At 40.5% G+C, this 645-nt stretch carries 1 protein-coding gene; it reads left to right on the top strand.

What is annotated here, in order from left to right:
• A partial coding sequence (locus MM213_RS21130; protein WP_241414789.1) for a T9SS type B sorting domain-containing protein occupies positions 1-645 on the top strand: 645 nt, incomplete at both ends.

The following is a 645-nucleotide window of genomic DNA, read 5'->3' on the forward strand; positions in this document are numbered from 1 at the left end:
TTTCTTTGATACCTGGATTGAATCAAGCTGGAAGATATCTGCTACAGTACAGGGTTTGTGAGGTTTTGAACCCTACGAATTGCGATACGGCATATATAACTATTGTTCTTGAGGCCTCTGAAGTTGATCTATCAATTACCAAGACATCAAATGATGTTACCATTTGGGAAGGCGATGAGTTCGAGTATGTGATCACAGTTAGCAATATTGGATTAACTGATGCTACCGATGTAGTGATAATAGATAATCTTCCAAATGGGTTGTCATTTGTAGGAGAATCGAGTGACGGTTCGATTTCAGGCCTTGATGTTAGCTTTAGCATTCAGGGAAACAGGCTGACATGGACTTTACCTAACTTCCCTGCAGGAGCAGTTATAGATATCAGGCTTCAAGTTCGCGCCAATTCATTGGTTAATGGCTCTGTGGAAGTACTTACCAATACGGTATCAGTATCCAGTGAAGAACAAGATGTTGACCAGAGCAACAATACGGATACTGATGTGAACAGGATCAATCCATTCTTTATACCAAACGTGATTACACCTGGTGAAGATGGCAAGAACGATCGTTTTGTGATCAAGGGTATAGGCAAGTTTGTGAGCAACAACATAGTTATTTTCAACAGATACGGAGACCATGTATATG

The sequence above is a fragment of the Belliella alkalica genome (assembly GCF_022549785.1).
In the GTDB taxonomy this organism is placed as follows: domain Bacteria; phylum Bacteroidota; class Bacteroidia; order Cytophagales; family Cyclobacteriaceae; genus Belliella; species Belliella alkalica.